The 12,849-nt window shown below is 70.1% G+C and carries 13 protein-coding genes; 9 read left to right on the plus strand and 4 right to left on the minus strand.

Translation table 11 applies throughout. The annotated features are described in order from the left end of the window. Positions 1–72 precede the first annotated feature (72 nt). From ACYVLP_RS25015 to ACYVLP_RS25035, 5 genes are read left to right on the plus strand one after another with little or no spacing between them, the layout of a single operon-like run. On the plus strand, positions 73–609 hold the full coding sequence (locus tag ACYVLP_RS25015) for a UGSC family (seleno)protein (RefSeq protein WP_460629996.1): 537 nt from the start codon (positions 73–75) through the stop codon (positions 607–609). Then, a complete protein-coding gene (locus ACYVLP_RS25020) occupies positions 606–1,664 on the plus strand; it encodes a hypothetical protein (RefSeq protein ID WP_460629997.1) in 1,059 nt (352 codons plus the stop codon). Before ACYVLP_RS25015 ends, ACYVLP_RS25020 begins: the two co-directional genes overlap by 4 nt. Next, complete coding sequence (locus ACYVLP_RS25025; RefSeq protein WP_460629998.1) at positions 1,661–1,909, plus strand: hypothetical protein; 249 nt, start codon at positions 1,661–1,663, stop codon at positions 1,907–1,909. The genes ACYVLP_RS25020 and ACYVLP_RS25025 overlap by 4 nt, the downstream gene beginning before the upstream one ends. Next, positions 1,906–3,168, plus strand: a complete 1,263-nt coding sequence (locus ACYVLP_RS25030) for a cytochrome P450 (RefSeq protein ID WP_460629999.1) — start codon at positions 1,906–1,908, stop codon at positions 3,166–3,168. The genes ACYVLP_RS25025 and ACYVLP_RS25030 overlap by 4 nt, the downstream gene beginning before the upstream one ends. Continuing rightward, positions 3,168–3,941 carry an SDR family NAD(P)-dependent oxidoreductase gene (locus tag ACYVLP_RS25035; protein WP_460630000.1) on the plus strand — a complete coding sequence of 258 codons (774 nt, stop codon included), beginning with the start codon at positions 3,168–3,170 and terminating at the stop codon, positions 3,939–3,941. The genes ACYVLP_RS25030 and ACYVLP_RS25035 overlap by 1 nt, the downstream gene beginning before the upstream one ends. A gap of 5 nt (positions 3,942–3,946) precedes the next feature. Here ACYVLP_RS25035 and ACYVLP_RS25040 read toward each other — a convergent pair whose 3' ends face one another. The 3 genes from ACYVLP_RS25040 to ACYVLP_RS25050 form a co-directional block, all read right to left on the minus strand. Further along, the gene (locus ACYVLP_RS25040; protein WP_460630001.1) at positions 3,947–5,101 is read right to left on the minus strand and encodes a CaiB/BaiF CoA transferase family protein; all 1,155 of its coding nucleotides are present in this window, start codon (positions 5,099–5,101) and stop codon (positions 3,947–3,949) included. Further along, positions 5,094–6,260, minus strand: coding sequence for a CaiB/BaiF CoA transferase family protein (locus ACYVLP_RS25045; RefSeq protein ID WP_460630002.1), 1,167 nt, complete (start codon positions 6,258–6,260; stop codon positions 5,094–5,096). The genes ACYVLP_RS25040 and ACYVLP_RS25045 overlap by 8 nt, the downstream gene beginning before the upstream one ends. A gap of 162 nt (positions 6,261–6,422) precedes the next feature. After that, positions 6,423–7,283: a TIGR03619 family F420-dependent LLM class oxidoreductase gene (locus ACYVLP_RS25050; protein ID WP_460630003.1), complete on the minus strand. Its 861-nt coding sequence runs from the start codon at positions 7,281–7,283 to the stop codon at positions 6,423–6,425. Positions 7,284–7,408: 125 nt separating this feature from the next. Between ACYVLP_RS25050 and ACYVLP_RS25055 the strand changes: the two genes are divergently transcribed. The 4 genes from ACYVLP_RS25055 to ACYVLP_RS25070 all read left to right on the plus strand — a co-directional run bounded on the left by ACYVLP_RS25055 (position 7,409) and on the right by ACYVLP_RS25070 (position 12,253). After that, complete coding sequence (locus ACYVLP_RS25055; protein ID WP_460630004.1) at positions 7,409–8,602, plus strand: ABC transporter substrate-binding protein; 1,194 nt, start codon at positions 7,409–7,411, stop codon at positions 8,600–8,602. An 89-nt stretch (positions 8,603–8,691) separates the two neighbouring features. Further along, a complete protein-coding gene (locus tag ACYVLP_RS25060) occupies positions 8,692–9,573 on the plus strand; it encodes a branched-chain amino acid ABC transporter permease (RefSeq protein WP_460630005.1) in 882 nt (293 codons plus the stop codon). Then, the gene (locus tag ACYVLP_RS25065; RefSeq protein ID WP_460630006.1) at positions 9,570–11,465 is read left to right on the plus strand and encodes an ABC transporter permease subunit; all 1,896 of its coding nucleotides are present in this window, start codon (positions 9,570–9,572) and stop codon (positions 11,463–11,465) included. The genes ACYVLP_RS25060 and ACYVLP_RS25065 overlap by 4 nt, the downstream gene beginning before the upstream one ends. After that, entirely contained in the window at positions 11,462–12,253 is a 792-nt protein-coding gene (locus tag ACYVLP_RS25070; RefSeq protein ID WP_460630007.1) for an ABC transporter ATP-binding protein, read from the plus strand. Before ACYVLP_RS25065 ends, ACYVLP_RS25070 begins: the two co-directional genes overlap by 4 nt. Before the next feature lie 76 nt (positions 12,254–12,329). On the opposite strand, the gene ACYVLP_RS25075 is transcribed toward ACYVLP_RS25070, so the two are convergent. Further along, complete coding sequence (locus ACYVLP_RS25075) at positions 12,330–12,839, minus strand: nuclear transport factor 2 family protein (RefSeq protein ID WP_460630008.1); 510 nt, start codon at positions 12,837–12,839, stop codon at positions 12,330–12,332. Positions 12,840–12,849 lie beyond the last annotated feature (10 nt).

Below are 12,849 nucleotides of genomic sequence, written 5' to 3' on the forward strand. Positions count from 1 at the left end.
AGATCGCCAGACCCTCTGGATCAATGATCAGAGAAACACTACAGTTATAGTATCGAGACGCCTGGAGGAGCAATGACGCTTGTACTGTCCCCCCAGCCCGGCCGCACAGCGGTCGGGCACCCCCAGTGCCCGCCGGTCGGCGCCATCAGGGGCAAGACCGTCGGCCTCCGGCGCGACCGGTTCTGGCTCTCCTGGGACTGGATCACCGACGAGTGGGCCAAGCTCCTCGAGGCGGACGGAGCCGAGACGCTCGTCTGGCGCGCCCCCGTCGGCAAGGGCGACCAGGAGATGACCGAGGGCGGCGAGGAGTACGCGAAGTTCCTCTCGTCGATCGACGTCGCGATCAGCGGCCTCGGCAACTGCGGCTCGTGCACGCTCTGGGCGATCCACGACGCTGTCGGCGCCCTGGACAGCGGTCTGCCGACCGTCGCCGTGACGACGGAGCACTTCGAGCCGCTCGGGAGGACTCTCGCCGGGCAGCGCGGCCACGAGCAGATCCGCATCAAGCTCATGCCCTACCCGATCGAGGGTCTCCCCGAGGACGAGGTGCGCCAGATGGCCCGCGACAACTACGACAACCTGCTGAGCGTGATGGGAGCGTCGCGATGACCGTCGTCCTGACCAGCGAGCGAGTCGAGGTCCCCGACGACATCGCCGACTTCTCTGCCGAGGCTCTCGCTCGCGGCTGGTCCGACGGGCTCCCGGTCGTTCCGCCGACGGAAGAGCGGGTCGCCGCCCACGTCGAGGCCAGCGGTCTCGCTGCCGACTCCACGTTCGGCACCCTCTACCCGACGGGGATCGACTGCACCATCGAGCACCTCGCCGTGAACGCGGTCATGGCAGGGGCGCCGGCGAGCTCGATGCCGCTGCTCGCCGCCGCGGTGAACGCGCTCGCCGACCCGGCCTTCGACCTCGCCGGCCTCAACGCCACGACGGCCTCGGTCGTGCCCGCCCTCGTCGTCAGCGGACCGGTCCGGGACGAGCTCGGGCTCCCCTACAAGCATGGCGCCCTCGGTGGTGCGGCCGGCCCGGCGCCCGCCATCGGACGGGCGCTACGCCTCCTCATGCGCAACGTCGCCGGCCAGGTCGTCGGCGTGACGTCGGAGTCGGTCTTCGGCCAACCCGCCCGCGTGACGGGGATCGTCACCTCGGAATGGGTCGAGGAGTCGCCGTGGGCACCCCTCGGCGAGCGGCGCGGGTTCGACGGCAGCTCGGTCACGGTCTTCGGGGTCCTGGGCTCGGCGAACATCCTCAACAGCTACGGCAGCAGTGGCTCGGAGATCCTCGAGGTCGTCGGGCGCTCCCTGTCGTTCATGGGCAACAACAACATGGACCACTCGGCCCAGTTCGCCCATCAGGTCGTCGCCCTCAACCCGGTGTGGGCCAAGATCGTCGCCAAGGAGTTTCCGAGGATCGAGGACGTCCAGACGTTCCTCTACGAGACGGCCGCCGTGCCGATCGAGAACTTCCCTGCTTCGCTGCACGGCCCCCTCGAGGAGGCGGGAGACATCCGCGACGACGGCAAGGTCTACCTCATGGACACCCCGGCCGATGTCTCCGTCATCGTCAACGGCGGCAAGGGATCCCTCCACGGCACGATGCTCCCCGGCATGTCGAACATGCTGCCTGTCACCCGCTCGCTCGACCCCAAGGAGTGGTCATGACCACCGCCATCGACGCCGCCATCGAGACCGCCCAGCAGCTCGTCTCGGCCGACGGCACGAAGCTCGAGGTCCTCGAGCAGACCGCGGACCGGGTGTCCTTCCGCCTCGACCTCGAGGACGCCTCGTGCGCCGACTGCGTGATGCCCGTCGCTCACCTCACGAGCGTCATCGGTGACACGATGCGCCGCGTCTCGGGCAACCCCGCGCTGCTCGTCGAGATCGACGACCCGCGCGCGACGCCGTGACGACGCTCGATGAGGACCTGACCCGGTTCTTCGGGCCCGACCCGGTCCTCATGGCCGACCCGTTCGGGATGTACCGCCGGCTGCGTGAGGCCGGCCCGGCATACCGGTTCAAGGACCGCGTCCTCGTCAGCCACTACGACGTCAGCCGCGAGATCCTCGCGGCCCCGACGACCCTTCAGGGTCTGTCGGTGCGTGGGTCGCGGTATCGCGCGGTCATCGACGGGCTCGGAGACGAGGACGTCGACAAGCTCGTCGCCCTGTTCGGGTTCTACGAGAAGCGGGTCAGCGGGGTCGACGGCGACAAGCACAAGCGCCTGCGCCGCCTGGCCCAGCGCGCCTTCACCCACCGCGTCGTCGCGCAGATGCAGGAGCGGATCCAGCAGATCACCGACGACCTCATCGAGCCGCTGCGCGGCAGGGGGACCGTCGAGTTCGTCGAGGACTTCGCGTACCACCTGCCCCTCATCGTCATCTGCGAGATGTTCGACATCCCCAAGGAGGACCGCGGCTCGCTGCGGGCCTGGGCGAGCGACCTGGGACGTTTCGTCGGGGCCGACTGGTCCGACGTCGACACGCTGCGGACCACGTACACGAGCGTGTTCGAGATGCGCGAGTACCTGACGAACGTCTTCAACGCCAAGCGCGGCGGCGAGACGACGGAGCTGCTCGCGGCGCTGCTCAATGCCGAGGGGGACGACGGCGACGACGACCGGTTCACCGAGGACGAGCTCGTCGCGGTCATCACCCAGTTCGTCTTCGCCGGGCACGAGACGACGACGAACCTCCTCGGTAACAGCATGGTGACGCTGCTGCGCGACCATCGCGAGCAGTGGGAGCTGCTGCGGGAGCAGCCCGACCTCGTCCCGTCGGCGACCGAGGAGCTGCTTCGCTGTGCCGGGACCACGCAGTACGTCGACAAGCTCGTCTCCGAGGACACCGTGATCGGCGGGGTCGAGGTCAAGGCGATGGACACCGTGGCGGTGGCGGTGGCTGCGGCCAACCGCGACGAGGCGTCCTTCGAGGACTCGGAGACCTTCGACGTCACGCGCCAGGGCAAGAGCCATCTGTCCTTCGGGTTCGGGCCCCACCACTGCCTCGGTGCGGCACTGGCCCGGATGGAGGTCGGCACGGTCCTGCGGACCCTGACGACCCGGTTCCCCGACCTCGAGATCGTCGACCCGACAGGCGTCGAGTACGGCGCCAACAGCATGCTCCGCGGCCCGGAGCGGCTGCCCGTGCGGCTCGGGGCGGAGCGCTGATGACGCGACTGGACGGCCGGGTCACTCTCGTGACCGGCGCGGCATCGGGTGTCGGCCGCGCGGTGGCCCAGCGCTACCTCGCCGCCGGTGCCTGCGTGGTCGCAGTCGACCGCAACGGCGAAGGGCTTCTCACCGTGGACGGCCCCGACGACCGGCTCGCCCGGGTCGTCGCCGACGTCGCGGACCGGCCCTCGCTCGAGGCGGCGGTGGCAACCGCCGTCGAGCGGTTCGGCGGCCTGGACGTCGTGGCCGCCGTGGCAGGCATCTCTCGGACCGGCTCGCTCCTCGACATGTCGGACGCCGACCGCGACGCCATCCTCGGCGTCAACCTCGTCGGGGTGTGGAACACGGTGAAGGCCGCTCTTCCCGCGCTCGTCGAGCGCGGTGAAGGGGGCCGCATCCTCGCGTGCGGGTCGGTGGAGTCCGTGCTGGGCGGAGCGGGCCTCGCGGCATACGTCGCCTCGAAGCACGGGCTCGTCGGCCTCATCAAGTCGATCGCGCTCGAGTGCGCGCCGCTGGGCATCACGGCCAACGTCGTGTCGCCGGCAGGCGTCGACACGGAGATGTTGCGGACCGTCGTCCCTCCGGAGGCGATTCAGCACATCGCCGACACGACGCCGATCGCCCGGCTCTGCGACCCGGACGAGGTCGCGGCGTTCTTCGAGTTCCTCGCGGGCCCCGACACCGGCTACCTCACCGGCTCGAACATCGTCGTCGACGGCGGGGTGGTCCTGCTCAACAGCCACACGACGGGCCAGTCCTGGGCCCACTGAGGCGCTCAGGCCTCTGCCTGGACGACCGCCCCGGATGCGAGCAGACCATCGAGGCGGTCGGCGGGAACTCCCCACTGTGACAGCGCTTCCCGCGTGTCGGCCCCGGCCCGTCGCGGCGGCCGCCCGACGGAGCCCGGCGTGGCCGAGAACCGCGGCGCGGCCGCGGGCTGGGTGACGCCGTCGCGACGCACGAGCGTGTCGCGGGCCGCGACCTGCGGGTCGGTGGCTGCCTCGGCGAGGGTGAGGACCGGTGAGACACACGCGTCGACGTCGGTGAACACCGCAGCCCACTCGTCTCGGGTGCGCTCCTTGAAGGCGCGCTCGAGCTCAGCCGTGATGTGCGGCCAACGGCTGCGGTCGAGCTGCTCGTCGACGCTGACGTCAACGCCAAGGGCCTCGACGAGGTTGCCGAAGAACACCGGCTCGACAGCCCCGACGGCGACGTATCCGCCGTCGGCGCACTCGTAGGTCCGGTAGTGCGGCGACCCTCCGTCCATGAAGTTCGACTCGCGCTCGTCGGACGTCGCGCCGGCACTCCGGTAGCCGTGGGCCGTCGCGAGGAGCGTCGCGACCCCGTCGACCATCGCGACGTCGACCACCTGGCCGCGGCCGGTCGACCGCGCGGACACCAGGGCCGCGAGGATCCCGGTGAGGGCAAGCATCCCGCCGCCGCCGAAGTCGCCGACAAGGTTGAGCGGCGGCATCGGGCGCCGGCCCTTCTCGCCGATCGCGGCGAGAGCACCGGTGACGGCGATGTAGTTGATGTCGTGGCCTCCGAGCCGGGCTCGTGGGCCGTCCTGCCCCCACCCCGTGATCCGGGCGTAGACGAGCGCCGGGTTGGCGGCCTGCAGGCGGTCGGGCCCGATGCCGAGCCGCTCGCACACCCCGGGCCGGAAGCCCTCGACGAAGATGTCGGCCTTCGATGCGAGGGATGCGACGAGCTCGGCCGCGCCCTCTGCCTTCAGGTCGACGGCCGCCGACGAGCGGCCCCGCCCGACGATGTCGAAGCGGTCGTCGACGAGGCGGATGCTGCGGCCCGTGGGCCGCTCGAGCCGCAGGACCTCGGCGCCGAGGTCGGCCAGGACCATCCCGGTGAAGGGAACCGGTCCGAGGCCGGCGAGCTCGAGGACACGGACGCCGGCGAGAGGCCCCTCACCCACGGCTGACCACCGCGCCGGAGTCCAGGAGCGCGGCCACCTCGTCATCGCCGAAGCCGAGGTTCGCGAGCACGGCGGCCGAGTCGCCGCCGAGGGCGAACGGCGGTCCGACCTGAGGTTTGTCGAGGAGCGGGTTCGCGACGAGCTCGAGGCCCGAGACGCCGTCGACCGGAACGAGCCCGGTCGCGCTGTGCTCGCGGTGTCGTGCGGTCGCCTCGCCGAGGTCGCGGATGCGCGCGGCAGGGACGCCCGCCTCATCGAGCCGCTCGAGCCAGGTGTCGGCGGTCGCGGTCCTGAGAGCGGCCGTGAGGCGCTCGTCGAGGGCCCCACGGTGCTCGAGGCGGCCAGTCTGGGTGGCGTAGGTCTCGTCGCCCGCCAAGGCCGGGTCGACCACCTCTGCAAGGCGGTGGAAGAGGGCATCGCTCGCCGCCCCGATGACGATGTCGGAGTCGGCGGTGGGGTAGGCCTGCAGCGGGGTGGTGACCCCGGTGGCCGACCCCATCCGGGTCGGGACGGTCCCGGTCGCGACGTATGCCGCCACGCGGTCGCCGAGCAGATGCAGGGCGACGTCGCTCATCGAGAGGGTCAGGGCGACCCGGTCCCGCGGACCGTGAAGGGCGGCGACGACACCGAGGGCAGACCACAGGCCGGTGACGTGGTCGAGGAGGCTGCCCGGGAGCCGCGACGGCGGGCGGTCGGGGTCGCCGGTGAGGCTCATCATCCCGGTCTCCGCCTGGACGAGGAGGTCGTAGCCGGGGCGCGATCCCTCGGAGGGGTAGAAGGCCTCGATGCTGACGTGGACGATCCGCGGGTTGACCGCATGGACCTGCTCGGCGGACAGGCCGAGCGTTCCCGCCTTGCCCGGCCGCAGGTTCTGGACCACGACGTCGGCGTTCTCGAGGAGGCGCCTGAGCACGGGCGCGGCGTCGGGGTGGCGCAGGTCGAGACCGAGGCCCCGCTTGTTGCGGTTCATCGTCGCGAACATCGTGCTGACCCCGCCGGTCTGCGGTGCGAGACTGCGGCTGGTGTCACCGGCGGGAGCCTCGACCTTGACGACGTCGGCCCCGAGGTCCGCCAGCAGGCTGGCGCACGCCGGACCGGCGATGTTCAGGCCGAAGTCCACCACCGTCGTGCCGGTCAGCACGCCACCCAGGTCTGCCATGCGGCCCTCCTCGTCGAATATCTAGTAATAGTAGCCATAAAAGCGAACGGTGTGCAGGCGTGTCCTCGGCGGCCCGGAGACCCCGACGCTCAGCGGCCTGGAGGCCCGGAGGCGCCAGCGGCCTGGAGGCCCGGAGGCCCGGAGGCCCGGAGGCCGGCGGCGTCACCCCCGGGTGCGCGCGCTGACGAGCGGAACCTGAGGGGCGCCCTCGAGGCCGAGGGTGTCGGCCGTGCGGTGCACCCACTCCACGGCCTCGTTGACGCTCGCCGCGATGGTGTCGAGGATGACGAAGTGGGCACCTGCCGCTCCGTAGGCGTCGACGACCCGTCGGGCCTCGGGTGCGCTGACGTCCGCGGCACGCGTGCCGACCAGCAGGCGCTCTCCGGGACGCTCCGCCGCGATGCGCGCCGCGAGCTGCGTCGCCAGGGCGCCGAAGTCGCTCACCGACAGCCCACTGGCATACCAGCCGTCACCCCGGCGGACGGCCCGCGTCAGGGCGGCCGGGGAGTGGCCGCCGACGACGATCGGGACGGACCGCGCCGGGCGCGGCCACATCTGCACGGCCGGACCCGAGGGTGCCGCGCCCCAGCAGTCGCGCAGCGTGTCGATGGCCTCGTCGGTGCGCCGCCCACGCTCGCCGAACGGGGCTCCGAGCAGCTCGAACTCCTCGCGCAGCCACCCGGCCCCCACGCCCAGGACGAGTCGCCCGTCACTGAGGATGTCGACCCCGCCGGCCTCCTTCGCGACGACGATGGGGTGGCGAAGGGGCAGCACATAGACGCCGGTGCCCAGCTGCACCCGGGTGGTGCGGCCGGCCAGATAGGCCAGCGTGGTGAGTGCATCGAGGAACGGCGTCCGGGCGTCGAGACCGGTCCCCTCCTTCGCGGCGGCCGCCGGGATCGCCACGTGGTCGGACACCCAGACCGACCCGAAGCCACGCTCGTCCGCCGCCTCGGCGACCCGCGCGACGGCCCTCGGTCCGGCCAGCGGACCCCAGTTCGGCACCTTGATCCCGACGTGCATCCGCCCTCCAAATTTATAGCCATGGTTATAACAGTCCTATTGAATACTACCTGTCGGCCAACTAGACTCGGCGGCCTCGGAGCGCTTGGCAACGATGCCAAGACCCACCAGACGAGAGGTCGATAATGTTTGGTAAGCGTTTCGCCGCGGCGGGCATCGCGGCCTTCACCGCGGTGGCTCTGGCCGCCTGTGGCAGCTCCGGCAACGGCGGCGGCAGCGGCGGCTCGGATCCGTACCAGGTCGGGTTCAACTCGGACCTGTCCGGCAAGTTCTCGCTCAACGGCGTCGGCCAGCGGGACGGCTTCAAGGCCTACTTCGACTACGTCAACAGCAAGGGCGGCATCAACGGCCACAAGGTCGAGGTCACCTACCTCGACGACGCGTCGGACGTCACGCGTGGCACGGCGAACACGACGCAGCTGATGACCGCCAAGCGGGTCTCGGCCGTCGGCGGCTACCTCCTCAGCAACGTCTGCGGAGCGGCAGCCGTGCTCGCGGCCACCAACAAGGTGCCGATCAACTGCAGTGCCCTCTCCGACGACCTCCTCAAGCCGGTGCAGCCGTACGTCTACACCGCTCGTATGCTGCAGAGCGAAGAGGCGCTCCCGATGATCACCCTGGCCGGGCAGCTCGTGAAGAAGGCGAAGCCCCGCGTCGCGGTCATCATCTTCGCCTCCGCCTCGAGCATCGGGCTCCAGAAGAGCCTCGAGTCCCTTGTGAGGCAGAAGGGCTGGGAGCTCGTCGCGAGCGAGCAGGTGCCGTTGACCGCTACCGACGTCAGCGCCCAGGCGGCGAAGGTCATCGCGTCCAAGCCCGACGTCGTCGTCGGCTCGCTCTATGACCCCCTGGCCATCTCGTACATGCGGACCGCCAAGGCTGCGGGTCTCGACGCTCCCTTCATCGACTACGACGGCGGCACGTACGAGGGCGGCATCGTCCCGCTCAAGGACCCGAACTTCTACGTCCTGTCGAACTTCTCCGTCACCGGCGAAGGCGACGGCCCTGGCCTCGACCAGTACCGCAACGCCCTCAAGGCGGCGAACCTCAGCGCGACCAAGCCCTTCGTCAGCACCGGCTACGCCCAGGCGCTCTCGATCGGCGAGGCCCTCAAGGCCTGTGGCTTCCCGTGCAGCGGCCAGCAGCTCCAGGCCGCGTTCGACAAGCAGAACCTCGACACCGGCGGGTTCGCGGCCGGCCCCATCCAGTACCAGCCCGACAACCACATGGGCTCACGCTTCGCGAGCTTCTACGTCTGGGACGAGGCGACGAGCAAGCTCAAGGCCGCACTGGAGAAGACGCCCGGCGGGTCCGGCAGCTGACGGGTCCGGGTCGCGAGCGCAGGTAGCGCCCGCCGGGCCCGGAGAGGTACACACTCTCCGGGCCCGGCGGCACGACACTACGGAGGAACATGAGCAACGAACTGGCCCAGGCCCTCGTCGGGGCACTGGTGCTCGGCAGCCTGTATGCCGTCGTCGGCATCGGCTTCGTCATCCTGTACAAGGCGACGCACGTCCTGAACTTCGCGCAGGGAAGCCTGATGCTGATCGGCGGCTTCGTCTTCTTCACGCTGAGCCAGAACTTCGAGCTCGCGTGGCCGGTCGCGATGATCGGAACCCTCGTGGTGATGTTCGTCCTCGGCGGCATCATCTACCTCGGGGTCTTCCGGCGCCTCGTGGGGGCGGAGGAGTTCACTCTCGTCATCGCCACGCTCGGCCTGAGCGTCCTGCTGCTGACGATCTCGCTCATCATCTGGGGACCGGGCACCCGGACCCTCCCGGAGCAGCTCTCGCGTTCGACGCTGTTCTCGATCGGCCCGCTGCAGTTCTCGAGCGTCGACACCTTCGCGATCCTCCTGTCGGTGGTCGTCGTCGTCGTGCTCGACATCGCCCTGCGCCGCACCCGCATCGGCATCCAGATGCGCGCCGTCGCCGACCAGCCGCTCCTCGCCTCGCTCATGAAGGTGAACGTCCACACGATGTCGGCCATCGGCTGGGCCGTCGCGAGCTTCTGCGCCGGAGTCGCCGGCATCGCCTATGCGATGCGGCTCTCGGTCGACCCGGTCGGGATGCACGCGCTCGGCCTGCTCGCGTTCCCGGCGATCCTCCTCGGCGGCATCGACTCGGTGCGCGGCGTCCTCGCCGGCGGCTTCGTGCTCGCCCTCTGCCAGAGCGGCGCCGCCTACTTCATCGGTGGGGAGTGGTCGGAGGTCACGGCCTACGCGATCATGCTCCTCGTCCTGTTCATCCGCCCCCGCGGCTTCTTCGGCTCCCGACAGGCGGTGCGGCTATGACCTCGATCGACGACACCTCGGCTCGAGAGGTGGTCACCCCGAACGCGGCTGCCCGCGTGGAGCGTCCGGCGCCCGCGCCGGGCAGCAACGGCCCCCTCGTCGCGCTACGGAACCACCCGGCATACCGACGCCTCGAGCCGTTCCTCCCGTGGGTCCTCGGCGCGCTCGGGCTCGTGCTGTTCGCCAGCGCCACCAGCGCCTACGTCCAGCTCATCGCGGGCACCGTCCTCATCTACGCGATCAGCGCCATCGGCCTCAACCTCGTCATGGGCCAGGCCGGGCTGGTCTCCATCGGCAACGCCGCGCTCATGGCGGTCGGTGCCTACACGACGGCGATCCTGTCGAAGAACGAGACGCTCTCGACCTTTCCCCTCCCGATCATCCTCAGCGCGATGGTCGGTGGCATCTTCGGTCTGCTCATCGCTCTGCCGGCGCTGCGGCTCAAGGGCATCTACCTCGCGCTGGCGACGCTCGCCCTCCAGTTCTTCGTCGTGTTCGCGGGTGACCGGTACCAGTCGGAGACGGGTCAGCTGTCGGGTGTCATGGTGCCCCCGCTGACGATCGGCGGCTACACCTTCGTCCCGGGACGCGACTTCCTCCTGCTCCTCGGGGCCTTCCTCGGCCTGACGATCCTCGTCGTGCGCGCCGTGTCGCGACACGCACCCGGCCGGATGTGGACCGCGATCCGCGAGAGCGAGCTGGCGGCGACGGCGATCGGCGTCAACGCGGCTCGCTGGAAGCTCTCGGCCTTCGTGGTGAGCTCGGCGATCATCGCCGTGTCCGGCTCGCTCTTCGCCTACTACAACCAGATCGTGTCGGCCGACTCCTTCACCCTGGAGTTCGCAGTCGTGTTCATCATCATCCTCATCCTCGGCGGGATGGGGACGATGTCCGGCGCCTTCGTCGGCTCGGTGGTCGTCGTCTCTCTTCCGTACCTGCTGACCTACCTGACGTCGATCATCCCGTCCGGCGCCTTCGGCGACTGGCTCACCTCGAACGTCTTCTACGTGAACAACGGGCTCTATGGCCTGCTCGTGCTCGTCGTCCTCCTCTACATGCCCGACGGGCTCGTCCCGTCGATCACCTCGCGGGTCAAGCGGCTCGTGCTACGACGCAGTGCGGCGTCGCACGCGCCGGCCGAGCGGCCCGCCACGTCTGCCCGCCCGACCCGGCATACGACCGGCGAGGGGGCGGCGCTGCTCGAGGTCACCGACCTCGACGTCATGTACGAGACCGGAGCGCGGGCCGTCAGCCGGATCTCCCTGCGGGTCGAGCGGAACGCGATCGTGGCGGTCCTCGGCCGCAACGGCGCCGGCAAGACGAGCACCCTGCGCGCCGTGAGCGGCTTCCTGCCCACCGAACAGGTGCGCGTCCACGGCTCGATGACCTTCGACGGCGCCGCTATCGGCTCCCTGTCGCCCGGTCGCACCGCCGCGCTCGGGCTCGTGCTCGTGCCCGAGCGCGACAAGATCTTCCCGTCGCTCACGGTCCACGAGCACCTCCGGCTCGCGGTGGCCTCCGGCTACGAGGAGGTCATCGACAAGCCGTACTTCCACCGGCTCAAGGACCGGCTCCAGCAGCCGGCGGGCCTGCTCTCCGGTGGTGAGCGCCAGCTCCTCGCGCTCGCGACCGCGTCCGTCCTCAAGCCGAGGCTGCTCATGGTCGACGAGTTCACCCTCGGCCTGGCACCCGTCATGATCCAGGAGGTCGCCCGGGTGATCCGCGGCCTGCGCGACGACGGCATGACGATCCTGCTCGTCGAGCAGAATGCGGCGGCCGCGCTCGATCTCGCCGACCACGTGTACCTCATGGAAGGTGGCGAAGTCGTCGCCGACGGGACGTCGGACGAGATGGCAAGCCACGTGACGATGACCGCGGAGGTCTCCCGATGACCACGACTCCACGCACCGAGAACCCGGTGCTGTCCGTCGAGTCGGCGGTGCTCCGTTTCGGCGGAATTGTGGCCCTCGACCGCGTCTCGTTCGACGTCCAGCCAGGCGAGACGTTCGGGATCATCGGGCCGAACGGCGCCGGGAAGACCGCTCTGCTCAACTGCGTCAGCGGCGTGTACCGGCTCACCGCCGGCCAGGTGACCTTCGATGGCGACGAGATCACGAGCACGGCGCCGCACCGGATCTCGGCGCGCGGCCTCGGCCGGACCTTCCAGAACATGGAGCACTTCCGCAAGTTCAAGGTCCTGGAGTACGTCATGCTCGGCCGGATGCACGAGGCGAAGGCCTCCGTGTTCCTGTCGGTCTTCGTATGGCCGTACATGGAGCGTCTCGAGAAGGCCGAGCGGGCACAGGCGATGACGCTCCTGGAGGAGCTCAACCTCGACCACCTCGCGCGGACCGAGCTGTCTGATCTGCCGTACGGCGTCCAGAAGCGAGTCGACATCGCCCGCGCGCTGCTGGGCCGCCCGAAGCTGCTCCTGCTCGACGAGCCGACGTCGGGGACGATCACCCACGAGCGGGTCGAGGTGTCGCAGGCGATCGAGATGGTGACCCGGCGCGGGGTGGCGACGGTGCTGGTCGACCACGACGTCGACTTCGTCTCCCGCCACTGCTCCCGCGTCCTGGTCCTCAGCTACGGCAAGCAGGTCGGGGTCGGTTCACCGGCCGAGATGCTCGCGCGACCGGATGTCATCGAGACCTTCCTGGGAACCCCGGCCACGGCGTGACCTGCGGGCGTGACGACGCGCGAGGGCCCGGGACTGATGTTGGTCGGCCCCGGGCCATCGCGCGCGCCGAGCGCGATCAGGCCGTATGCCGTGTCCGCGCGGTGAGCGCCTCGCGGGTCCACCAGCGGTCGGTGACGTCGGCGCCGTGCGACCACTCGTAGACGCACTGGCGGTGCTGGATCCGCCACACACCATCCCTGCGGGTGAAGTGGTCGAGGTAGCGGCCGGCGTTGAGGTAGTCGCGGCTGGTGCCGTTCTCGGTGGCCGTGAGGGCGCAGATGAAGTACGACTCGCAGTGCGCGTCGTCGCCGTCGATGGAGATGTCGGTGTTCCCGATGAGGTGGAAGTTGACGTCGACCGGGCTCTGGCCGACGAAGACCGGGGAGGCCGTCGCGAGGTACTCGCGAACCGGTCCGTCGAAGCCCTCGTGGTCCTCGGTCGAGTCCTCGTGGTAGCAGGCCAGGGCGCCTTCGAGGTCGCGCGAGTCTGTGGCGCGAGCTCGGCGGTACAGCACGAGGCGGATCTCCCGTTCGTCGAGGAGCAGCTGCAGTGGGTCCATCGGGTCACCCTTCGTGAGACCTGTCATCAGTGACACT

It is taken from the genome of Intrasporangium mesophilum, assembly GCF_054783095.1.